Origin of the sequence: Ureibacillus sinduriensis BLB-1 = JCM 15800 (assembly GCF_000772955.1) — a bacterium.
GTDB lineage: Bacteria > Bacillota > Bacilli > Bacillales_A > Planococcaceae > Ureibacillus > Ureibacillus sinduriensis.
Map to the genome: position 1 here is coordinate 81,425 of NZ_JPVO01000043.1, position 23,685 is coordinate 105,109.

A 23,685-nucleotide genomic window follows, 5' to 3' on the forward strand; every position below is an offset into this window, starting at 1 on the left:
GGGGTATTACTATGTTGGTTTCATTAAATTGGTTAAAACAATATGTTGATATAGATGGCATCGCAGCAGAAGAACTGGCCGAAAAAATTACACGTTCCGGCATTGAAGTAGATGCGGTAATTGATCGTTCAAAAGGCATGACAAATGTTGTGGTTGGGCATGTGGTCTCGAAAGAAAAACATCCGGACGCAGATAAATTGAACGTTTGCCAAGTGGAAGTAGGAGAGGGAGACATCCGTCAAATTATTTGCGGAGCTCCAAATGTGGCAGCTGGGCAAAAAGTAATCGTCGCTTTACCTGGTGCACGTCTTCCAGGTGGAGTGAAAATAAAAAAAGCGAAAATGCGTGGCCAAGAATCTAACGGCATGATTTGTTCGCTGCAAGAACTGGGTGTGGAAGGACGCGTTGTTCCAAAAAAATATGCTGAAGGCATTTACGTATTGCCTGAAGACACGGTTCCTGGCAGTGACGCATTGGAACTAATCGGATTGCGTGACACTGTCTTGGAACTTGGTTTAACGCCAAATCGTTCGGATGCACTGTCAATGCTTGGGGTTGCCTATGAAGTGGCAGCGATTTTATCTAAAGAAGTAAAACTACCTGAAATTGCGTACAATACAATTTCCGAAAAAGCAGAAGATTATATTAAAGTTCGCGTTGAAGCGAAAGAAAATCCTTTATACGCAGCAAAGGTTGTCAAAAATGTAAAGATTGCCGAATCGCCACTTTGGCTCCAGCAATATTTGATGGCTGCGGGAGTGCGTCCACACAACAATGTGGTCGATATTACGAACTATATTTTGATGGAATATGGCCAACCACTGCATGCATTCGACTATGATGCGCTGAAAACAAATGAGATCCTTGTTCGTTTGGCATCAGAAGGCGAGACAATTGTTACGTTGGATGATCAGGAACGTACTTTGAAAGCCCATAACCTAGTCATTACAAATGGCCAAGAACCAGTTGCGATTGCCGGAGTAATGGGTGGGGCGAACTCGGAGGTCACAACCGACACAACTACGGTTGTCATTGAAGCCGCTTATTTCGATGGTTTTTCTGTCCGACGCACATCCAAAGAATTAGGCTTACGATCCGATTCATCTGCCCGCTTTGAAAAGGGTGTGGATCCGAACCGGGTCCTTATAGCAGGAGAACGTGCGGCACAACTTTTGGCGGAGCTTGCGGGTGGAGAAGTTTTGGAAGGGACTGTAGCGGTGGATGATTTAGATAAATCGCCTGCACGCGTAGTCGTATCGCCTGACTTTATTAATAACCGTCTAGGGATGAAAATTTCCTTGGAAGAAATGTTATCGATTTTAAACCGCCTGCAATTTGATGTAGAGGCAGCAAATGGACTATTAATTATCGATGCGCCAACACGCCGTCAAGATATTAAAATCGAAGAAGATATTGTTGAAGAAATTGCAAGGCTGTATGGATATGATGAAATCCCGATGACCTTACCGGAAGGCAATGAGCAGATTGGCGGATTAACTCCTTACCAGGAAAAACGTCGAATCGCCCGTAACGTGATGGAAGGTGCCGGACTTTTACAGGCTGTCACTTATTCATTAACATCGGATGAGCTTGCCCAGAAATTTACCCTAAAAGCAGAAGATACGACAAGATTGTTGATGCCGATGAGTGAGGAACGTTCAACGTTGCGTCAAAGCTTGCTTCCGCATTTAGTAGAAGCAGCTAGCTATAACATAGCACGTAAAGCAGATTCTGTTGCCCTTTATGAAATTGGTTCAGTATTCCTTGGAAAAACAGAAGAAGAGCTTCCGTTTGAAGAGGAGCATCTTGCATTGATTGTTTCGGGTAAGTGGGTGGATCATGCATGGCAAGGAGAAAAGTTGTCTGTTGATTTCTTCATTGCAAAAGGAATTATAGAAAGCTTGTTCGAAAAACTCGGTTTAACAGATCGAGTATCATTTGAAAAAGCAAGTGTAGATGGACTTCACCCTGGCCAAACAGCTGCCATCCTGCTTGATGGAGAAAAGGTTGGTCTCATCGGTGGCTTGCATCCGACTGAACGCAAAAGATATGATCTAAAAGAGACATTTGTTGCGGAATTAAACTTGAATGCAGTACTGGCGGCACAAGTAGAGGAATTGGTTTACGTGTCTGTTCCACGCTTCCCGGCAATCACACGTGATATTGCACTGGAACTTGATCGCTCAAAACCTGCTGGTGAAATTATCGAAATCATTCGCAATGCTGGAACAAAATTGTTGAAAGAAGTAAAGGTGTTTGATGTATATGAAGGAGATAAAATGGAAGCGGGAAAAAAATCCGTTGCCTTCTCCCTAACTTACTTCGATCCTGAGCGCACATTGACGGATGAAGAAGTGGTAAGTGCACACAACAAGGTATTAAAAGCTTTAACTGAAGCTGGTGCAGAATTAAGATAAGTAGCATGAAAAATGAAGAAGAGTCGCACGAGATTACTCGGGCAACTCTTCTTTTTTCGCTTCCGGCTTCACTACTCCAACCACTGCAGCGATGATGCCAACAAAGGCGTGAATCAATGCAAAAGTATAAAAGTTGAAATAGATTGTATATGTATATTCATTCAGGCTGGGCAGGTTATATCCACCCGCTGCATCCGCCCCATCCAATGTAGCTAAAATATCATTTTTATAATCCAAAGAGAAGTACACGAGTACGCCGATCATTATAAACCCTCCAACTATGGAGAAGGTCTTTATTAAAGGATCCGTTGTACTTCTAGTCAACATTAAAATATATCGAAAAGTTATAAAGATACTTAGCAGCAAAAATGGTAAAACAAATATAATCCCGATAAAGCCCAAACTTCCCTGACTGACGGTTTCATCTGGTTGTATTGTAAAGAAGTGCCCTATTATCAAGAAGCCGAGAAGCGAGATCCCAAGGCTGATTAGCCAGCTCAATCGTATCAAAAAATGTCCTCCTTTCTAGTATTCCTAATAGTACTATACATGTCCCTCCATTATGTTTCAAATGGGTAGGGGGAAAGGATAGATTTAGAAACAGCCAAGTTTGGAGAATTTTATATCTTAAACGAATGATATATAATAAGTAAAGTAGAATATTTGGACAAAGGGGAAATGGAGATGCTTACTAAGGAAGATACAGTATTGGTCTTAATCGATATTCAAGGGAGACTGGCGGAAATTGTTCATGACAGCGAATTTGTAATATCCAATATCGTAAAATCCGCGGAAGGTGCGCAAATATTGGGTTTGCCTGTATTATGGCTGGAACAATATCCAAAGGGGCTTGGACCGACTGTTGAAAAGATTACAAAGTCGTTGCCTAATCAAAAGCCGATTGAAAAAATCACGTTCAGTGCATATGATACGCCTGAATTTGTTGAACAATTAGAGGCGACAGGGCGTAAAAAAGTCTTGCTTGCAGGAATCGAAACACATATTTGTGTCTATCAAACAGCGGCACATCTGATACACAATGGATATGAAGTTGAAGTGCTTGCAGACTGTGTTTCTTCTCGTACAGAAAAAAGCCATCAGATTGGCCTCCAAAAAATGATGCAGCTTGGTGTCAAGGTGACAACCGTTGAAATGGCTTTATTTGAAATGCTGCAAATTGCAAAGGGCGATCAATTCAAAGCAATTAGCAAACTAGTAAAATAATAAAATAGACTTAGTGAAACCATACAATGACCGCTTATATTGACAGGCGGTCGGTATGGTTTTTTATTTGCATAAGACGGGTAGAGAATCAGGTATGGAATATTTCTGATTCAAGGGGGGAAACTGATGCTCGCTGCCTGGACCTGGATTGTGACAGTGGTATTGAGTCTATTTTTTATTGGCATGTCTTTGAGATTTAGAAAAAAGTCGAAAGAAAGCTTTATGCAATTTGCAATTGCTGGAGGTACGCTGCCATTTTTCCTGCTACTATTTACCGATTTAGCGACAATTATGGGAGTGGGGAACTTTGTTGGGCACTCTTCAAAAGGGTTTGAAACCGGAATCGCCAATATCCCTTTCATTATTGGGGAGCAAGGTGCAAAAATACTCTTTGCTTTGTTATTTGCAGGATTTGCCGCAAAATTTACTTATAAAAGTATTGCGGAACTATTAGACGACTTAATCTTGAGAGATAAAATCTCGAGAGCGATTGTGGGAATACTGACTTCCGCGATCATGATTGCCTGGATCGGCGGCCAGGCAAAGGGGATGGGGCAACTTTTCTCCGTATTCACAGGAGCAGATCCGCTTCCGTTAATTTTCTTCTTCTCGGCGGTGTTTATCATCTATACAACAGTAGGTGGAATGCTATCCGTCGTTTGGACCGATTTTATACAGGGTGTCTTATTGTTAGGCATCGCCATTTGGTTTTATATCAAGGTTTTCGCAAAAATTGATTTTAGTTATTCAAATTTAAAAACGATGCTGGCTGAAGTCAATGCAAGCCACTTAACGCAACTTCATATATCTGGTTGGGAAGTGGTGACACTCTTTGTTACAGGATGCTTTGGAGTACTGGCAGCCCAGGTGTACTGGCAACGATGCTTTGCTGCACAAAATCCGAAATCGGCGAGCCGGGCAATGTTGTACAGTGGAATCGGGGCTATCATCTTTACCATCCTGGCCTCTGTCTCGGGCATGATTGTAAGAGCATTAAACCCGGATATTGATTCTGCAAATGCAATTCCATGGTTAATTTTAAACGAGATGACGCAATCGACCGCACTTGTCTTTTTCATACTTATCTTCTTAGCAGCCATTTCGAGTGCCTCCTCATTATTGCACTCTGCAGCCATTGTCATTGTGAATGATCTTGTCATCCCTTTTTCGAAGGAACTAAAAGATGGAAAGTTAATTGTCCTTTCTAAATGGCTTGTCGTGATGGTCGGGATCTTCTCAACGCTGGCCGCGAATTTTTCGGAATCCATCATTAACCTTTTCTCTTTTGCCTATACATTAACAGGTGGCGGGGTCGTACCGGTATTGATTGTGGGTCTTTTATGGAAAAAACGGAAAGTAGAGAACTTTGAGATGGGCTCGCAGAATAGCCGGGTTTCGGTTTGGGGAGGCAGAATCGGCTTGCTTTCAGGTGCGCTTTTCTCCGTATTGTTTGGAATCCTTTGGGGGGTATTGATTTCTGCAATTCTAACGATCATTGTTTCTCTAATTCTACCAAATAATGCAGATTTAAAAAGAACAATGGAAGTGGAAAAAGCATAAAAAAAGAGAAACGCCATATGCTTGAAGCGTTTCTCTTTTTTGATTTTACTTTTTCTTATTCATTAACTTTCTAGCCTTTTCCGTGTTGGCAAAATGCCATTTGGAGATCGACTTCAATGTATCCTCGCCATATTCCAGCCAAATCCGTGCAGCCATTTCATCTACTTTGCCGCTCGCCCCTTTTTGCAGACTCATACCTACTATTTTTGATATCCGGTCCATTTCTTTCAAGAAGGCATAACGGGCAAGAATGGATGCAGCAGCAACAGCAGTGTGAAGCTGTTCTGCTTTTGTTGAGAATAGTACCTTTTCCCGGATAATTTCTTTCTCATTTTTTATATGATTATAATAAATATTTCGCTCTGCAAATTGATCGATCAAAATATATTCTGGTTTTATAGGCTCCATCTTCGTCAAGACGTGCTTCAAGGCTTGGTTATGCAAAATTGCCTTGATTTTACCTTGGGAATATCCTTTGGCTTGAATGGCATTATATTTATCATTGCGGAGTGTAAGGATGCTATGGGGACAAACAGCCATAATGTCTGGAGCAATTTTTAACATCAACTTGTCATTCAACATTTTGGAGTCCTTCACCCCGAGCTCATGGATGAGTGCGATTTTATCCTTTGGTACATACACTGCTGCCACTGTGACTGGCCCGAAGTAATCACCGGTTCCGGTTTCATCCGATCCCAATACGGACATAGCAGCGAAGTTCTCCGGCAGTGCATCCCCTTTCGTATTCAACAATTTCCCTGAATTGGATAGAGAGGCCTTCTCGGAAGAGGAAATACCTATTTCACCCCAGCGGCCGGCTTCTCTTACAGCACCGCTGCCCTGAAACATCACTTTCCCCGATTTATAGACCGTTATGGCGGTATCAGAGAGCTTGGCCGCAAAAATAACTCCGGGAGCATTTCGTTCGATTTTGGATGAAGCATAATAGGATTTCACCTGATTTTGTACTTCACTTGAAAGCTGCAACACAATATTTGTCATTATTTCGGTCCTTTCTTCCTTTGAGGTACACAGACAACAAAACAGTATCTTCTGTTCTAAATTCCTACAAAATGATGATGGCGTATCTTTGGGAAGTACCATATATTATAGTGTCATTATAACGTGTTTTCATTTGCGGCAATAGAAAAATCCCTGATCAGTTCGGTTGGAAATGACTGAATTTCTTTTTGATTTCTTCCATGGTTATCCATCAATTTTGACAGCCATAAATTTATTTGAACGACCAAAAGTATTGATGGTATTGGTTTTGTAACCTTAATGTAGTTGTACTGTGCAAAGTAAAGATGGTATGATATGTATTATAAATTTTATTGGTATATTCTACTGAAGTAAAAATAATCAAATCTATATATCATCCAAATAACTGGATTGAATTATAAGATGAGAAATTTCATGATCAAATGTTTTTTGCTAAAGTTTTAGGAGGTATTGCATGGCTGACCAAGAGAAAAATCGAATATCCGTAGAAATTTATGGCCATTCCTATAAAATGGTAGGAACGGAGTCTACGGGGCATATGAGATTAGTTGCTTCTATAGTAGATGATAAAATGCGAGAAATACGTGTACATAATCCTTCACTGGATAGTTCGAAGCTTGCCGTGTTAACTGCTGTCAATACCGTACATGAATTACTAAAATTAAAAGAACAAGTTGAAAAGCTTGAGGAAGAATTGAAAAAATTAAAGGGTTGAATTGAATGCTAGATATTATATTACTTATTATATTTGCTGCTAGTATCCTAGTAGGGCTTAAACGTGGCTTCATCGTTCAGGCCATCCATCTTGTTAGCTTTTTTGTTGCACTTATTGTAGCGTATATTTATTATAAACCGCTTGCGGAAAAATTTGTTTTATGGATTCCGTACCCGGGCATTACAGACGATTCTTCAATGATGCTTGTTCTTGATTCGCTGAATGTGGATCAAACATTTTATCGAATCATTGCCTTTGCAGTGATTTTCTTTGGAGTAAAAATCGCCTTGCAAATTCTTGGCTCCATCTTTGATTTTTTGACTTATTTGCCAATACTGAATTCAGTGAACCGTCTGCTGGGTGCAATTCTCTGTTTTGTTGAGTTTTATTTAATATTATTTATTGCCATGTATGTGATTGCACTGCTGCCGGTAGGGTCCATTCAAAATATTATGGATGGTTCCATCATTGCAAAGCTCATGCTGGAGCATACGCCAATTTTTACAAACATGGTGCAAGATTGGTGGTATATCTATAAAGAGCAATAGACATATGAGATGAGGATTATCGTCAGTCGTAGATAATCGATTTTAAGGAAATGTCCCAAAGCGACTTTTTGGGGCATTTCCTTTTTCCGCGAACAATGAAGGAATGGTGGACCATTCAGTATTTCTTATAGGGGGTATATCATGAATAAAAAGATTGTCATTAAAACACTTGAGAAAATTGCGCTGCTTATGGAACTTCAAGGGGAGAATCCGTTTAAGGTTTCTGCATTCCGTAAAGCGGCCAATGCACTGGAATTGGACGAGCGTAGTTTAAATGAAATTGAAGATATTACGAAACTAAAAGGAATTGGAAAAGGTACGGCGGCTGTCATTCATGAACTAATTGAAACAGGTGCATCTTCCCAACTAAAAGAACTCGAGCAGGCAGTCCCTAAAGGATTGATTCCCTTATTAAAATTGCCTGGTTTAGGCGGGAAAAAATTAGCGAAACTGTATAGTGAACTGGGTGTTGATAGTGCAGAAAGCTTAAAAGAGGCTTGTGAATCGAATAAAATACAAAAACTTGCCGGTTTCGGGCCAAAGTCGGAAGAAAAGATACTTAAAGAACTCGAGCACTTCGGGGAACGCAGTGAAAGATTACCGATTTGGTATTTACGAGAAATTGTTGAAGAAATAAATGAATTATTGCAATCAATTGAAGCCATCCAAAACTTTTCTGTTGCAGGAAGTTTCCGCCGCGTCAGTGAAATGAGCAAAGATGTCGACTTTATTGTGGCGACTGAACAGCCAGGAATGGTAAAAGACCAATTACTGAAAAATCTCGCTGTGAAGGAAGTAGTAGCAGCCGGAGACACGAAAGTATCTGTTATATTGGAGTCGGAAGATCCTGTAAGTGTCGATTTCCGCCTCGTGGCACCAAAGGAATATGCAACGGCTCTTCACCATTTCACTGGTTCAAAAGATCATAATGTTCGGATGCGTCAGCTAGCCAAAGAACAAGGGAAGAAAATCAGTGAATACGGAGTCGAACAACCAGATGGCTCGATTATGACCTTTACTTCTGAGGAAGCGTTTTTTGACCATCTCGGATTACCTTTTATTCCACCGACAGTACGCGAGTCTGGAAAAGAGTTGGAACGTATAAGTGAACTGGATGGTCTTGTCAGCTTAGAGCAGATCGTTTCTGATCTGCATATGCATACAACATGGTCCGATGGAGCCCATACCGTAAAAGAGATGGGGGAGGCTTTGATCGGGCGGGGCTATACGCATGGTGTAATCACGGACCATTCACAATATTTAAAAGTGGCGAATGGTCTTACTCCTGAAAGATTAAAAAAACAACGAATAGAAATAATTGAATTTAATGAGGCTCATCCACAATTCCGTTTATTCGCAGGAACAGAAATGGATATATTGCCGGATGGTTCTTTAGACTTTGAAGATGACGTTTTAATGGAACTGGATTTTGTCATTGCATCGATCCATTCAAGTTTCTCGCAACCGCAAGAAACAATCATGGAAAGGCTATTTACAGCAATTCAAAATCCAAACGTTCATATGATTGCCCATCCAACCGGCCGCATTATTGGGCAGCGTGAAGGCTATAACCCGGACATCCCGCAATTAATCGAATGGGCAGCCCAATATGGCAAAATCCTTGAACTGAACGCGAGCCCATACCGGCTAGATTTACGTATCGAACATTTAATATTGGCTATGGAGCAAAATGTGCCTATCGCCATCAACACGGATGCCCATGCGATTGAACAGCTGGATGTGATGGAAATCGGTACAAAGTATGCCCAGAAAGCATGGCTGAAAAAAGAATTGATCGTAAATACATGGTCATTAGAACAATTTGAAACTTTTATAAACAAAAACAAGTAAGGTTATTGGATGATTTGAAAAGGCAGGAGGTGTTCAGGAGTGATCGCTGAACGCGCATTGAAAACATTGGAGTATGATAAAGTACGTGAGCAAGTTGCTAATTTTTGTACCTCATCATTAGGGAAAAGTGCAATCGAGCAACTTATTCCCGAAACTGATTTTGATACAGTAGTCGAACTATTGGAAGAAATGGATGAGGGACTTTCCATTTTACGAGTAAAAGGAAATGTACCAATGGGCGGTATTTTTGATGTACGTCCGCAATCGAAGCGAGCGCAGATTGGCGGGATGTTAAGTCCCATCGAACTGATGGAGATAGCAAGTACGATTCGAGCGAGTAGAATTCTCCGCAACTTCATAGAGGACATCGAACAGGAAGAAGATATTGCGATTCCACATTTTATCGAGAGAAAAGAACAAATGCCTATCTTAACGGCATTACAGCATGAAATCAATGATTGTATTGATGATAATGGAGCGGTTCTGGACTCCGCAAGTACCACATTGCGTTCAATTCGCCAATCTCTCCGTGCAGAAGAAGCAAAGGTGAGACAAAAACTTGAAAGCTTGACGCGTGGGTCAAACGCTACAAAAATGCTGTCGGATGCCATCGTCACAATACGGAACGATCGTTTTGTTATTCCGGTTAAACAAGAATACCGTGGACATTACGGTGGAATCGTCCATGACCAGTCATCCTCAGGTCAGACGCTATTTATCGAGCCGGAATCTGTTGTACAAGCTAATAACGAAATACAACGTCTGAAAGTGAAGGAAAAAGCGGAGATCGAGCGGATCCTGTTAGAATTATCGGCAAAAGTGCAGGAAGTAGCACATGACTTATTTGTCTTGGTGCAGATTCTGGGGGATATTGATGTAATCCTTGCAAAAGGTAAGTATGGCCAAGCGAATAAATGTACAAAACCGAAGATGAATCAAGAAGGGTACATCCGGCTTGTCAGAGCAAGACATCCGTTGATTTCAATGGAAGAAGCGGTCCCGAACACGATTGATTTTGGTCAAGATATTACTGCGATTGTTATTACCGGCCCAAACACAGGCGGTAAAACAGTTACATTGAAAACAGTGGGCCTATGTACATTAATGGCGCAGGCAGGGTTACCTGTGCCGGCATTGGACGGTTCGGAATTGGCAGTCTTCGATCAATTATTTGCAGATATTGGCGATGAACAATCAATTGAACAATCTCTATCGACCTTCTCTTCCCATATGGTCAATATTGTAGATATATTAGGAAAGTTCGATGCGCGTTCTCTTGTACTATTCGATGAATTGGGAGCGGGGACTGACCCACAAGAAGGGGCAGCCTTGGCAATTTCCATATTGGACGAAGTCGTAGGGCGGGGAGCCCGAGTAATGGCGACAACCCATTACCCGGAATTAAAAGCATATGGTTATAATCGTCCAGGGGTTGTCAATGCAAGTGTAGAGTTTGATATCGAGACGTTAAGCCCCACCTATCGACTTCTAATTGGTGTGCCTGGCCGTTCAAATGCTTTTGAAATTTCCAAGCGGCTAGGCCTAAAGGAATCCATTATTGAACAGGCACGGAGCTTTACAGGCTCTGATCGCCATGAAGTTGAATCAATGATTGCCTCATTGGAGGAAAGCAGGCGCCGTTCGGAACGTGAAGCGGATGAAGCGCATGCATTATTAGAAGAAGCCCAGCAACTGCATGAACAATTAGAAGAGCGGCTAAGGACATATGATGAAAAGAAAGATGTATTAGAGAAAAAAGCAAAAGAAAAAGCCCGTAAAATTGTCGATGAAGCGAAAAAGGAATCCGAGAAGGTAATTGCGGAGCTTCGTGAAATGCGTGTAAATGCTAGTAAAGTGGTAAAAGAGCATGAATTGATTGAGGCGAAGAAAAAACTGGATGCAGCGGCTCCGCAGGAAAATCAAGTACTGAAAAAACAGGCTCAAATTCGGGAACGGGCACAAAACTTAAAACTTGGTGATGAAGTAAAAGTATTAAGTTATGGTCAAAAAGGAACGTTGGTCGAAAAAGTATCAAATACGGAATGGATCGTCCAAATTGGCATTCTGAAAATGAAGTTGGAAGAATCAGATTTACAGTACGTGAAACCTGAAAAAGAAAAGCAGACAGTTGTGATGACGAATGTGAAAAATCGCAACGGCCATGTTAAATTGGAACTGGATTTACGTGGCGAACGCTATGAAGAGGCAATTTTAAGAACAGAAAAATATATTGATGATGCTCTATTGGCAAATTATCCACGTGTCTCGATTATTCATGGCAAAGGAACCGGAGCGTTGAGACAAGGAATCCAAAACTATCTAAAAGGGCATAAACGCGTAAAGTCATTCCGATACGGTGAGGCTGGAGAAGGTGGATTTGGAGTAACTGTAATCGAGTTAAAATAAATCCATCTTTCATCCAGGTGAAGATTAACCCAAATATGTTTTTCTTCCTGGTGATCATGCAAATTATGAATAACAATCTTGCCCGACTAGATTTCGGGTAAGATTTTGCATCACATTTCAAAAGTGAAAAGGGAGTTGACTTTCATGCTAGATTCGAGGTTTTGGCAACATCCTTTAGTCGAAACGGCCGGTTACTTTAGTGTTGTAGTTCTTTGTTTAGTTGTATCAATGGTTATTTTCGAATTGGTGACGAAGTATAAAAATTGGGAAGAGATAAAAAAAGGCAATGTAGCGGTATCTCTTGCAACCGGAGGCAAAATATTGGGGATATGCAACATTTTCAGGTATTCGATTGAAAGACATTCAACTTTGCTGGAGATGCTTGGTTGGGGTTTGTTCGGATTTACCCTACTAATCTTTGCCTATATTTTATTTGAATTTCTAACCCCTCGCTTTAAAGTAGATGAAGAGATTGAAAATGAAAATCGTTCCGTGGGCTTCATTTCATTTACAATCTCGGTAGGACTTTCTTTTGTAATAGGAGCAAGTATTTCGTAGGAGAAAATAAATGGAAAAATTAGCAAAAGTTTTGATCGTGGTATGCATATTATTTGTATTAGTAGGAATTTATTATTTAACAACTTTATAAAAAAGGCTTAGGTGTGTCCGGGGCAAGTAGATAATTGAATCTGCTTGTCTTTTTTATATCCGCACGCGGCTTCAGCAAAGCCGGTGATATGAGGGATACACATTTCACGGTGTATCGTTAAGTAGAAAAAAAGTGCATTTAATAGCTAAAATATGATAGTTTAATAAAAATAGATTGAAGGGTTATTCTTTTTCCATTATAATAAATTGTAAGAATATTTGAAATGTTGAGCGAAGGGGAGTTGTAAATGACTGAGAAGGTTTGGCTTTCCCAATATCCCGAAGAAATACCTCACAGTATTACCTACGAGAATGTTCCTGTTCAAAGCTTTCTGACAAAGGCCTATAATCATTATCCAAACAAAGTAGCAATACATTTTATGGGGAGAGATGTAAAGTATAAAGAATTGTATGAATCGGCATTGAAATTTGCGGACTATTTAACAAGGCTCGGGATTGAAAAGGGGGACCGTGTGGCAATCATGCTTCCAAACTGCCCGCAGTCCGTAATTGCCTATTTCGGTACATTATATGCGGGAGGCATTGTCGTCCAAACGAATCCTTTGTATACCGAACGTGAACTTCAGTACCAAATGGCAGACGCAGGGGTAAAAGTCATCCTGGCAATGGATATCTTATATCCACGAATTACAAAAGTTTTAAAGGACACAAAAATTGAAAACGTTATCATTACAGGCATCAAGGATTATTTACCATTCCCTAAAAATCTTGTCTATCCATTCATTCAGAAAAAACAGTACGGTTTTAGCGTTAAGGTGGAGCATAAAGGGGGGACGCATTTATTTACCGAAGTTTTGCGCCGCAGCCAACCGACACCAATTGCTTCAGAATCAATGGATATAGAAAGTGAAATAGCGCTCCTGCAATATACGGGGGGAACGACAGGCTCGCCAAAAGGAGTAATGCTTTCACATAAAAACTTAATAGCCAATACAAAAATGTGTGATGCTTGGATGTACCAGTGCAAAAAAGGAGAAGAGATCCTTTTGGGTGTATTGCCATTTTTCCATGTGTACGGAATGACTACGGTCCTGCTCTTGTCGGTTATGCAAGGCTCTAAAATGGTTTTGCTCCCTAAATTTGATGTGGAGCTTGTACTGAAAACGATCGAAAAACAAAAACCTACACTTTTCCCGGGCGCGCCCACGATGTATATCGGGTTATTAAATCATCCAGAGATAGGCAATTATAATTTATCGTCCATTAAAGCCTGCTTAAGCGGATCCTCGCCGTTGCCTGTAGAAGTTCAGCAAAAATTCGAAGCAGTGACGGGCGGCAAACTTGTGGAAGGTTATGGACTAACAGAGACATCACCTGTCACTCACGCCAACTTCATCTGGGAAAATCGAGTAGCCGGGTCGATAGGGGTGCCGTGGCCCGATACGGATGCAGCAATTATCAGGTCATCGGATGGTGAGATACTACCCGAAGGTGAGGTGGGGGAAATCGCCGTAAAGGGCCCGCAAGTGATGAAAGGTTACTGGAATCGACCGGAAGATACGGCGATGACTTTTGTGAATGGATGGTTTTTAACTGGTGATTTAGGATATATGGACAAAGACGGTTATTTTTATGTAGTGGATCGCAAAAAGGATATGATCATTGCGGGGGGCTTCAATATTTATCCGCGTGAAGTCGAAGAGGTGCTTTATGAGCATGAAGCTATTTCCGAGTGTGTAGTGGCGGGTATACCGGATCCTTATCGCGGGGAAACTGTTAAGGCATATGTTGTACTGAAAGAAGGTAAATCCGTAACCGAAGATGAATTGAATAAATATTGCCGTGAAAATCTTGCAGCATATAAAGTTCCTCGTCAATATGAGTTCCGTAAAGAATTGCCGAAGACAGCGGTCGGAAAGATTTTAAGACGTGCCTTGGTGGAAGAGGAAAAACAAAAAATGAATGCAGTGCAAGCAAAATAATTTAACTCAAAGATTGACAGAATCTTTATTAAATTATAATATGAAAATATGAATGAATAGTCATTCATATTTTCGTATTTTTTTAGGCCACAATTCGTCTAAAGAAATAGAGCGAAGGCTTTAACACATCACAAAAAGTGTGATTATAGCCGAGTTATTAATGGCGGTGAACAGCATGAAACGGGATAAACCCAAATATAAACAAATCATTGATGCGGCTGTGATTGCAATAGCGGAAAACGGCTATCATCAAGCGCAAATTTCCAAGATTGCAAAGCAGGCGGGTGTTGCAGACGGAACCATTTATTTATATTTCAAAAATAAAGAGGATATTCTCATTTCCGTCTTTCAAGAAAAAATGGGTGTCTTCGTAGAATCTCTACAGGAAATCATTTCAAATGGTGAATCATCTTCCGATAAATTATCAAAAATGATTGATAACCATTTTAATGTTTTAGCAAATGATCGCCACCTTGCAACTGTAACGCAATTGGAGTTAAGGCAGTCTAACAAAGAAATCAGGTTGAAAATCAACTCCATCTTAAAAGAATATTTGAAGCTGCTTGATGAGATTCTTATCGAGGGGATGTTCAAAGGGGAATTCAATTCAGCTATGGATGTTAGAATTGCCCGTCAAATGGTATTTGGAACAATTGATGAAACGATTACAAGTTGGGTCATGAATGAGTTTCGATACGATTTAATGGAAACCGCACCGAAAGTCAGACATATCTTGTTAAACGGTCTTAAGGGTTAACAAGCTCCAAGCGTATCGGGGAGATCGTTTTGCGGGTCTTGTAATCGACTATAGATACAATAAGGGGCAATGACTTTTTAGATAATCCAATCATCTGACTGGATAGCGAAATGAAGGCTAATCACTAATAAGGGATAGCGATTGGCCGGTTTATTTAAAGGGAGTGGGAGAATGGAATTTCTAAGTTGGAAAGTTGAAGAAGGGGTAGCAATTGTAACAATTCAACGTCCTCCTGCCAATGCATTATCACGTGGCTTGATTTTGGAAGTTGATGAAATGCTGAATGCTGCAGAAAATGATGATGCTATTCGTGTAATAGTTCTTCATGGTGAGGGGCGATTCTTCTCTGCCGGGGCGGACATAAAAGAATTTACAGAAGTTTCTTCGGGTGAGGAATTCACCCAATTGTCTACCAGTGGCCAGAAGGTGTTTGAGCGATTGGAGAGTTTCACGAAACCGGTGATCGCGGCCATTCATGGAGCTGCTTTAGGTGGCGGCTTAGAGCTCGCGATGGCGTGCCATATTCGGTATGTCTCCCATGATGCCAAATTGGGGTTGCCTGAGTTGCAACTGGGGTTGATTCCAGGTTTTGCGGGGACACAGCGATTGCCGCGTTATGTCGGTGTTGCAAAAGCGGCAGAAATGCTCTTTACCAGTGAGCCGATAACAGGAACAGAAGCGGTTCAATCAGGTCTTGCAACGCGGGCATTTGAAGCGGAAGAGCTTCTGCCAAAATCTATTGAAATCGCCAAGAAGATTGCTCTCAAAAGCCCTGTTACCTTAAAAGCAACAATTGAAATGCTCCAATATGGAAAACACCAAGCCTATTACGATGGTGTGAAGGCGGAAGCTGAAAGTTTTGGAACAGTATTTGAATCAGAGGATGCAAAAGAGGGGATTCAAGCATTTCTTGAAAAACGGAAGGCTACATTTACAGGTAAATAATTTGTTAGTTTCATAGCTTGGCAAAATAAAACATAGATTGTACAAGCAATCTGATAATCGCATTGGGAGGTTATTGTAAATGAATATTTTTGTATTAGTTAAGCGCACTTTTGACACAGAGGAAAAAATTGTTATTTCAAATGGGAAGATTCAAGATGATGGAGCTGAATTCATCATCAACCCTTATGATGAGTATGCAATCGAAGAAGCCATTCAAATCCGCGATGCAAAGGGTGGAAAAGTGACAGTCGTGACAATCGGTGGAGAAGACGCCGAGAAGCAGCTTAGAACGGCCCTTGCGATGGGTGCCGACGAAGCGGTCCTCATTAATACAGAAGACGATTTAGATAAATTAGATCAGTATTCTGCCGCATATATTCTAGCGGAATATTTAAAAGATAAAGAGGTTGATTTAATTTTAGCAGGTAATGTGGCTATTGATGGCGGTACTGGGCAAGTTGGGCCACGTGTTGCGGATTTACTGGGCATCAATTATGTTACAACCATTACCGATTTGGAAATTGACGGAACAAATGTAAAGATAGTGCGAGATATAGAAGGGGATTCGGAGATTATCGAAACTGCTTTACCGTTATTAGTGACAGCTCAACAAGGGTTGAACGAACCGCGCTACCCATCTCTGCCAGGGATAATGAAAGCGAAAAAGAAACCGCTTGCAGAGCTGGAACTCGATGATTTAGATATTGATGAGGAAGATGTAGAAGTGAAAATTGAAGTTGTGGATATTTATCTGCCACCTCAAAAAGCAGCTGGTCGTGTTTTAGAAGGTGAACTTTCACAACAAGTGAAGGAACTTGTGAACTTACTTCATTCAGAGGCAAAAGTAATCTAATGATTGGAAAACTGGCTAATCGCAAATTTTATGGCGATTACCTAGACGCACTTAGGCGGATAGATTAGGTTATAATTTTCCATCCGCAAACAAAGACGGTAACGGAGGGGTTTTCATATGGCAAACAAAGTATTGGTATTGGGCGAAGTTCGTGAGGGTGTATTACGTAATGTTTCATTTGAAGCAATCGCTGCTGCAAAGCAAATTGCTGACGGTGGCGAAGTTGTAGGGGTATTGCTAGGAGATAGTGTTGCAAACTTGGCCAGCGAGTTAATCGCTTATGGTGCAGATCGAGTTGTAACCGTTGAACACCCACATTTAAAATCATATACATCGGATGGCTATAGCCAGGCATTTTTGGCAGTATGCGAACAGGAAAAACCGGAAGGCATCATTTTCGGCCATACATCTTTGGGGAAAGATTTATCGCCTAAATTAGCTTCAAGATTGTCATCCGGCCTCATTTCGGATGTAACCGAAATCGAAGGCTCGGGGGAAGGGGCAGTTTACATCCGCCCAATTTATTCCGGCAAAGCGTTTGAAAAAGTAAAGGTGAAAGATGGGATAGTATTTGTAACGATCCGTCCAAACAATATTAAACCATTGGAGAAAAATGCAAGCCGAACTGGTGATGTAGCATCCATTTCAGTTGATGTCCAAAATTTACGTACAATCATTAAAGACGTTGTACGTAAAGCAACAACTGGTGTGGATTTATCGGAAGCAAAAATTGTGGTTGCCGGTGGACGTGGCGTCAAATCAGCGGAAGGTTTCGAGCCATTAAAAGAACTCGCCAACCTACTTGGTGGGGCTGTCGGTGCATCACGGGGCGCATGTGACGCTGATTACTGCGACTATTCACTTCAAATCGGACAAACTGGTAAAGTTGTAACTCCGGACCTGTATATTGCAGCAGGAATTTCCGGTGCGATCCAGCACTTGGCTGGGATGTCCAATTCGAAAGTAATTGTTGCGATCAATAAAGATCCGGAAGCAAACATCTTTAAAGTAGCGGACTATGGAATTGTCGGTGATTTATTTGAAGTAATTCCAATGTTAATTGAAGAATTTAAAGCGCTAAAAGTAAATTCTTAATCAATAAAGGATGAAAAACCTCGCCATACTATTGGTGAGGTTTTTGTATGGTGTGAATAATGGGACATAAATTTAATTTCTTTTGCTCTATTTTTAAACATTAAGATTATAAAAGAATTGTAAATTTTATGTATCGATTTCAGTTCACTTTACTACCTCAATTATTTCTATCGTGATATACTACATTCAGATGTTAGATTTAAGGAGGCAATAAAATGGCAATTGTTCATGTAACAGATCAAAACTTTTCGGAAGAAATCGCGTCAGGCGTTGTATTAGTAGATTTTTGGGCTACTTGGTGTGGACCATGTAAAATGATCGCTCCTGTGCTGGAAGAAATTGATTCAGAAATCGGCGACCAAGTTAAAATCGCAAAACTTGATGTCGACAATAATCAGGCAACAGCTGCTGAATACCAAGTAATGTCGATTCCTACTTTACTTTTATTCAAAGACGGTGAGCTAAAAGCGAAAACAGTTGGATTCCAACCTAAAGAAGCTTTAATCGAGTTTATCAACGAAAACCAATAAGAAATTGTCCCAAAAGTTTTAGTGCTTTTGGGATATTTTTTGTATTAACTATATAACCGGATTTCGCAGCATCGATGCAAGCTGCGGATAAATGCGGTAGGTGGTCCTTCGCAAACGCAATGGACAATCATGCAATGTTTTCGCATTGTCGCCAAAACAGGCTTTCCTATTAATCCCACAGAACAAGTCGCAGTGTCAATTACAAGTTGGCTCTGCGGCTTGTGTGTTTATGAAGGCGCACCTAAATGCAACTATACAATATGTGTACCTTATATATATTGTTAGCAATTGAGCTGAAATACTAGTTTTCAATCGCTTAAACCTTTTTAAATCCATTATAATAATAAAAAAAGCTCGTAAGGGTGAGATAGATGAATGAAACGATTCAAAATAAATTGGCCGTTCTTCCAGATGATCCTGGTTGCTATTTAATGAAAGATCGGCAAGGGACCATCATCTACGTGGGTAAAGCGAAAGTGCTAAAAAACCGCGTACGTTCCTACTTTAATAGTTCGCATGATGGGAAAACACAACGACTCGTTAGTGAAATTGTAGACTTTGAATATATCGTTACTTCAAGTGACTTGGAAGCGTTAATATTGGAATTAAACCTTATCAAGTTGCATGATCCAAAATATAATATCATGTTGAAGGATGACAAGACGTATCCTTATATCAAAATTACCAATGAAAAGTACCCACGTATTTTAACAACCCGAAAGGTGAAAAAAGATAAGGCGAAATATTTCGGTCCTTATCCGAATGCGTTTGCAGCAAATGAAACAAGGAAACTCCTCGACCGTTTATATCCATTAAGAAAATGTTTGCGCCTTCCCGATCGGGTATGTCTCTATTATCATCTCGGACAGTGCTTGGCTCCATGCGTCAAAGAAATTGAGCCCAAAGTATACAGTGAAATGATCGAGGAAATTACAAAGTTTCTCAATGGCGGTTTTGAGGATGTAAAATTGGATATTGAAAAGAAAATGCTGGAGGCAGCAGAAAATCTGGAATTCGAACGTGCGAAAGAATTCCGCGACCAGATCACCCATATTGAAACGGTTATGCAAAAGCAGAAAATGGTTACAGGAGACTTATCCAACCGGGACGTTTTTGGATATGCCGTTGAAAAAGGTTGGATGTGTGTTCAAGTATTCTTTGTACGGCAAGGGAAATTGATTGAACGTGATGTATCGATTTTTCCGATCTACCGAGATTCGGAAGAGGAATTCCTCACTTTTGTCGGCCGGTTCTACGATATCCCGGAACATATAAAACCAAAAGAAATCTTCATCCCGTCGCAAATTGATAAAACGCTGCTGGAAAAGTATCTTGATGTAAATGTGATTATCCCGAAGCGTGGGTCGAAAAAGGAGCTTGTCGATTTAGCGATGAAAAATGCGCAGATTGGCATACGAGAGAAATTCCAGCTAATTGAACGACAAGAAGAAAGAACTGTTGGTGCATGCGAGGAGCTGGGGGATGCAATGGATATAGCCGCCCCTCTTCGAATAGAAGCATTCGATAACAGTCACATGCATGGAACAGATGCGGTTTCTGCGATGGTTGTTTTCATTGATGGTAAACCGGCCAAGAAAGAATACCGGAAATATAAATTGCGGGAAACGGCAAAGCATGATGATTACGGAGCGATGCAGGAAGTAATTCGACGTAGATATACGAGAGTGTTAAAAGACGATCTGCCTCTGCCTGATTTAATCATTATCGACGGTGGGAAAGGTCAGATGGAAGTGGCAAGGGAAGTTATTGAGGATGAACTTGGATTATTCATACCAATTGCCGGGCTCGCCAAAGATGAGAAGCATAATACTTCCCAACTGTTATATGGTGAACCTCCAGTACCGGTGGAAATGAAAAGAACAAGCGATGGATTTTATCTGTTGCAAAGAATTCAGGATGAAGTCCACCGTTTCGCCATTACATTTTTACGTCAGCAACATCAAACACATGCGATTCAATCGGTACTGGACGAAATCGAAGGGGTTGGACCAAAACGAAAGCAGCAGCTATTAAAGCATTTCGGTTCCATCAAGAAAATTAAACAATCCTCCGTTGAAGAGCTGATGGAAGCCCAAATTCCGAGTGCAACTGCTAAAGCGATATACAATCATTTCCACAAAGACACATTGTCAATGGAGTAATTGTATGATAATGTTAATTTAAATTGCTAGAACAAGATAGAGGCGCAAGTTGCAATAGTAGACTTTCTGGAGGATGGACAATACCGTTGAAGGGGAGGGAAAGGGTAACTTGCCGAAGTGATAAATCCATTGTCTCGGTTTATTTGCTGGTTTTGCATTGAAGAAATGCAAGATTGTCAGAATCAGATTAGGATTCTGGAGGGCTATCTAAACGTTCCGATCCATTAGGATGTTCTCAAGACAGCTTTTCATGCCTTTGTGAAAAGCTGTCTTTTTTATGAACCAGGATTATGTAGGCCCTCATAGCAAAACGAGTTTTCAGAATAGAAAAAATGCTTTGAAAAGGGGAGAAACCGATGTCTACAATCGTCGTAAAGATAGATAGTGCAACACTGACAACGCCAGAAAAAATCGAACAAATTGCAGTTAGATTAATAGAGCAAAAAAACGCAGGGAACAAAATAGTTGCGGTTGTTCCTCCTATTGAAAATCTGGAGGAAAAGTTGCTTCAATTTGCCCAGGTCTTAAATGGAAATCCTTCGAAGAGGGAGCATCATGCATTAAGTACACTTAATACCCAAGTTGCGAGCAGCCTGCTGGCGACTTCAATTGTAAAAAAAGGGGTGAAAGCCGTTTCTTTAAACGGCTGGCAGGCAGGAATTGAAGTTGTTGAATCAAAGGGGAATGTTTTGATTCAGGACATTAAACATGAATATATCATCGAACATCTGAACAATGATGAAGTCGTAATTGTTGCGGGTTCACAAGGGATCGATGGGAAACGTAACATCTTATCGATGGGTGAAGGTGGCCCCGAGACGACAGCCGTTGCAATTGGGGCGGCAATCAATGCGGAACATATCGAAATCTTGACATTTCATGACGGAATTTATACAGCAGATCCCGCTATAGTTAAACAAGCAAGAAAGTTGAAGCAAATTACTTTCGACGAAATGCTTGAACTGGCAAATCTCGGCTCAGCCTATATTCATCCGCGCGCGGTGGAGCTGGCCAAAATTGTGGAACTGCCATTACTTGTACGTTCCGGTACAGAAAAGCTCGAAGGTACTCTGATCAAGGGAGAGGTAGACATGGAGAAAAATTTAATTGTTCGTGGTGTAGCATATGAAGCAGACATTATTCGTTTAACGGTTGGTTATGATTCTTATGAACAATCGTCCCTTGCTGATATCTTTACTACACTTGCGGAACATAAAATCGATGTTGATATAATTGTGCAGGCAGTGATTGATGGAGTAAAACCAACTATTTCTTTCTCGATTGCTAAAGAAGATTTTGCAGAAGCCATTAAAGTATTGGAGAGAAATAAAGCTGCACTAATGTTTAGTTTCGCGGATTTTGAGGTTGGCTTGGCGAAAGTTTCCATCGTTGGGGCAGGTATGGTGTCTAATCCCGGTGTTGCCGCCAGAATGTTTGATCGTTTACGGAAAGAGAAGATCTTGGTTAAAATGGTCAGCACTTCCGAGATCAAAGTATCGGTTGTTGTTCCACAAGAAGAAATGGTTCTGGCAGCGAACGTGCTCCATAATGAATTCAATCTTGCTGAAATGACGGAATAACAATAATGAAAGCCAATTCTTGGAGTGAACATCCTTGCAAGAATTGGCTTTTCTATTTTATGGAATATGTTGACTTTCGCAAAGCTCTCAGAGTGCTTCTATCCAATCGATAGTGTTTATTCCATTTTCTCTTTTCGATCCCATTTTACCGTGAATGTGATACGTTGTTGTTTTTCAAATTTTTCGTCGTAGCATTCGGTAAGGCAGCCATTGATGGCTTGGATTTGCTGGGCGATGAATCCCGCTTCGATTCTAAAAGAGCGTTCTGTAATTTTTAATAATTCGACATCATTAGTTAATTGAAAAACATAGCCGTCCTTTTCTTCCTCTGTTAAAGTTAAATTGCCCCAGCCCGCATCCTCGAAGAAGGAGATGATCAGTTGAATATCCATGCATGGGAATTGTCTAGCCAAATCTTTGCCAGCCCAGTAGAGCACATCTTTTTCATGTTTTCCAAGAATCGTCGGAAGCAAGTAGTCACGCAAAATATCATAACCAAATACTGGAACAGTTTTGTTCTCATTTGATGTCATTAAAAATACCTCTTTCTTATTTTTCTTGTTTTAGTGTAAATTAACAAAAATTTTTCTATAACTAGAAATTTTTATCTTGAAATAGAATAAATATCCTTTAAAAGGATGTATAAAAAATCTGTAGTCACCTTGACGCTTGTACTACATGAGAGTACAATGAACATGTCATAATATTGTACCATTATGAAATACACAGTCAATGATGGATCGTTTACAAAATGGTGACGATATTGTCAGGTTATTTAAAAGTACTGAGGGGGGTAATAGTCTTGTCAAAAAATCATGAGTTTTACTGGAGACGCTTACATTCACTACTAGGTGTAATTCCTGTAGGTCTGTTTTTAGTGTTCCACTTATCACTGAACTTCACTGCTACAGGTGGAGAAGACAATTACAACAATTCAATCGGTATTATGGAATATGTTCCTCATTACCTATTGTTAATTGTTGAGTGGATTGTAATTTACATACCAATTTTATTCCATGGATTATACGGGCTGTATATTGCATTCACTGCTACACCAAACTTGAATCGCTTTGGGACATTCCGTAACTGGATGTTCGTATTGCAACGTTTTACAGGAGTATTCCTTGTAATCTTCATTGCATGGCATATTTTCCAAACACGTATTCAAAAAGCGCTTGGTGCAGACGTTGACTTTAATATGATGGAAGAAATCGTTAGCAATCCATTTATGTTAGCATTTTATATTGTAGGTATTATATCTGCTACATTCCATTTAGCAAACGGTCTATGGTCATTCCTGGTGAGCTGGGGAATTACACAATCTTCAAGCGCTCAAAAAGTTGCAACTTACGTAACAATGATCTTCTTCGTTCTATTAAGTATCGTTGGTGTTGCTGCAATTCTAGCATTCGTATAAATACATTAGTAGAATCCGAATAGATTACAGAG

Annotated in this window: 20 protein-coding genes and 1 riboswitch; of the genes, 17 read left to right on the forward strand and 3 right to left on the reverse strand. The window is 40.5% G+C overall.

Annotated features, from left to right (window positions below; genetic code table 11):
• The first annotated feature begins 11 nt into the window (after positions 1 to 11).
• Positions 12 to 2,417: a phenylalanine--tRNA ligase subunit beta gene (gene pheT / locus CD33_RS04930; RefSeq protein ID WP_036198734.1), complete on the forward strand. Its 2,406-nt coding sequence runs from the start codon at positions 12 to 14 to the stop codon at positions 2,415 to 2,417.
• Between the two features lie 33 nt (positions 2,418 to 2,450).
• Here pheT and CD33_RS20125 read toward each other — a convergent pair whose 3' ends face one another.
• Positions 2,451 to 2,927, reverse strand: coding sequence for a hypothetical protein (locus CD33_RS20125; protein WP_036198735.1), 477 nt, complete (start codon positions 2,925 to 2,927; stop codon positions 2,451 to 2,453).
• A gap of 174 nt (positions 2,928 to 3,101) precedes the next feature.
• Here CD33_RS20125 and CD33_RS04940 point away from each other — a divergent pair, with 174 nt between their 5' ends.
• A complete protein-coding gene (locus tag CD33_RS04940; protein WP_036198736.1) occupies positions 3,102 to 3,641 on the forward strand; it encodes a hydrolase in 540 nt (179 codons plus the stop codon).
• Between the two features lie 126 nt (positions 3,642 to 3,767).
• On the forward strand, positions 3,768 to 5,201 hold the full coding sequence (locus tag CD33_RS04945) for a sodium:solute symporter family protein (protein ID WP_036198737.1): 1,434 nt from the start codon (positions 3,768 to 3,770) through the stop codon (positions 5,199 to 5,201).
• 45 nt (positions 5,202 to 5,246) lie between these two features.
• Here CD33_RS04945 and rnhC read toward each other — a convergent pair whose 3' ends face one another.
• The gene (gene rnhC / locus CD33_RS04950) at positions 5,247 to 6,203 is read right to left on the reverse strand and encodes a ribonuclease HIII (protein ID WP_036198738.1); all 957 of its coding nucleotides are present in this window, start codon (positions 6,201 to 6,203) and stop codon (positions 5,247 to 5,249) included.
• 454 nt (positions 6,204 to 6,657) lie between these two features.
• Between rnhC and zapA the strand changes: the two genes are divergently transcribed.
• From zapA to CD33_RS05015, 13 genes are all read left to right on the forward strand, one after another.
• On the forward strand, positions 6,658 to 6,918 hold the full coding sequence (gene zapA, locus CD33_RS04955; protein WP_036198739.1) for a cell division protein ZapA: 261 nt from the start codon (positions 6,658 to 6,660) through the stop codon (positions 6,916 to 6,918).
• 5 nt (positions 6,919 to 6,923) lie between these two features.
• Complete coding sequence (locus CD33_RS04960) at positions 6,924 to 7,466, forward strand: CvpA family protein (RefSeq protein ID WP_036198740.1); 543 nt, start codon at positions 6,924 to 6,926, stop codon at positions 7,464 to 7,466.
• A 141-nt stretch (positions 7,467 to 7,607) separates the two neighbouring features.
• Complete coding sequence (polX, locus tag CD33_RS04965) at positions 7,608 to 9,317, forward strand: DNA polymerase/3'-5' exonuclease PolX (protein WP_036198741.1); 1,710 nt, start codon at positions 7,608 to 7,610, stop codon at positions 9,315 to 9,317.
• Between the two features lie 39 nt (positions 9,318 to 9,356).
• Positions 9,357 to 11,723, forward strand: a complete 2,367-nt coding sequence (locus tag CD33_RS04970) for an endonuclease MutS2 (RefSeq protein WP_036198742.1) — start codon at positions 9,357 to 9,359, stop codon at positions 11,721 to 11,723.
• Between the two features lie 144 nt (positions 11,724 to 11,867).
• Complete coding sequence (locus CD33_RS04975; protein WP_036198743.1) at positions 11,868 to 12,281, forward strand: DUF350 domain-containing protein; 414 nt, start codon at positions 11,868 to 11,870, stop codon at positions 12,279 to 12,281.
• A 338-nt stretch (positions 12,282 to 12,619) separates the two neighbouring features.
• A complete protein-coding gene (locus CD33_RS04980; protein WP_036198744.1) occupies positions 12,620 to 14,314 on the forward strand; it encodes a long-chain-fatty-acid--CoA ligase in 1,695 nt (564 codons plus the stop codon).
• A gap of 175 nt (positions 14,315 to 14,489) precedes the next feature.
• On the forward strand, positions 14,490 to 15,071 hold the full coding sequence (fadR, locus tag CD33_RS04985) for a fatty acid metabolism transcriptional regulator FadR (RefSeq protein ID WP_036198745.1): 582 nt from the start codon (positions 14,490 to 14,492) through the stop codon (positions 15,069 to 15,071).
• 171 nt (positions 15,072 to 15,242) lie between these two features.
• Positions 15,243 to 16,016 (forward strand): enoyl-CoA hydratase, encoded by a 774-nt coding sequence (locus tag CD33_RS04990; RefSeq protein WP_036198746.1) that lies wholly within the window; start codon positions 15,243 to 15,245, stop codon positions 16,014 to 16,016.
• Between the two features lie 79 nt (positions 16,017 to 16,095).
• Positions 16,096 to 16,869, forward strand: a complete 774-nt coding sequence (locus CD33_RS04995; RefSeq protein ID WP_036198747.1) for an electron transfer flavoprotein subunit beta/FixA family protein — start codon at positions 16,096 to 16,098, stop codon at positions 16,867 to 16,869.
• Positions 16,870 to 16,986: 117 nt separating this feature from the next.
• A complete protein-coding gene (locus CD33_RS05000; RefSeq protein ID WP_036198748.1) occupies positions 16,987 to 17,964 on the forward strand; it encodes an electron transfer flavoprotein subunit alpha/FixB family protein in 978 nt (325 codons plus the stop codon).
• A 215-nt stretch (positions 17,965 to 18,179) separates the two neighbouring features.
• Positions 18,180 to 18,494 carry a thioredoxin gene (gene trxA, locus CD33_RS05005; RefSeq protein WP_036198749.1) on the forward strand — a complete coding sequence of 105 codons (315 nt, stop codon included), beginning with the start codon at positions 18,180 to 18,182 and terminating at the stop codon, positions 18,492 to 18,494.
• A gap of 371 nt (positions 18,495 to 18,865) precedes the next feature.
• Positions 18,866 to 20,656: an excinuclease ABC subunit UvrC gene (gene uvrC / locus CD33_RS05010; protein WP_036198750.1), complete on the forward strand. Its 1,791-nt coding sequence runs from the start codon at positions 18,866 to 18,868 to the stop codon at positions 20,654 to 20,656.
• A gap of 29 nt (positions 20,657 to 20,685) precedes the next feature.
• Positions 20,686 to 20,870: riboswitch (Lysine riboswitch) on the forward strand.
• Between the two features lie 142 nt (positions 20,871 to 21,012).
• Positions 21,013 to 22,236 (forward strand): aspartate kinase, encoded by a 1,224-nt coding sequence (locus CD33_RS05015; protein WP_036198751.1) that lies wholly within the window; start codon positions 21,013 to 21,015, stop codon positions 22,234 to 22,236.
• Positions 22,237 to 22,352: 116 nt separating this feature from the next.
• Here CD33_RS05015 and CD33_RS05020 read toward each other — a convergent pair whose 3' ends face one another.
• Positions 22,353 to 22,769 (reverse strand): YslB family protein, encoded by a 417-nt coding sequence (locus tag CD33_RS05020; RefSeq protein ID WP_036198752.1) that lies wholly within the window; start codon positions 22,767 to 22,769, stop codon positions 22,353 to 22,355.
• 269 nt (positions 22,770 to 23,038) lie between these two features.
• Here CD33_RS05020 and CD33_RS05025 point away from each other — a divergent pair, with 269 nt between their 5' ends.
• Positions 23,039 to 23,653 (forward strand): succinate dehydrogenase cytochrome b558 subunit, encoded by a 615-nt coding sequence (locus tag CD33_RS05025; protein WP_036198753.1) that lies wholly within the window; start codon positions 23,039 to 23,041, stop codon positions 23,651 to 23,653.
• Positions 23,654 to 23,685: the final 32 nt, after the last annotated feature.